Origin of the sequence: Halomonas sp. ND22Bw (genome assembly GCF_003011945.1) — a bacterium.
Taxonomy (GTDB): Bacteria; Pseudomonadota; Gammaproteobacteria; order Pseudomonadales; family Halomonadaceae; genus Halomonas; species Halomonas halophila.
In genome coordinates, this window is sequence record NZ_PXWD01001085.1 from 1 (window position 1) to 263 (window position 263).

A 263-nucleotide genomic window follows, 5' to 3' on the forward strand; every position below is an offset into this window, starting at 1 on the left:
CCGCCGGGGCGCTGGCCGCCTGGGGCTGGCGCGGCACCGACCTTGGGCAGGCCGCCGCCGCGCTGACGATCCTGTGGGGCTGCGCCATCCTGCTGTTCCTGTCGGGGGTGCGCCGGGGCGTCAGCTTCCGCACCGAGGGCGGGGCCACCGTCGCGCAGATCGCCACCATGATCGGGCTGTTCAGCCTCGGCTTCGCCGCCCTGGTGCTGGCGACCCTCGGCGCGGCCGTGCCGGCCCTGCTCCTGCTCCTCGTCGGCTTCACC

1 protein-coding gene is annotated in these 263 nt (G+C 76.4%); it reads left to right on the plus strand.

Translation table 11 applies throughout. From position 1 onward, the window contains the following. Positions 1–263: hypothetical protein (locus CVH10_RS21520; protein ID WP_219924967.1), on the plus strand; the 263-nt coding region annotated here is incomplete at both ends.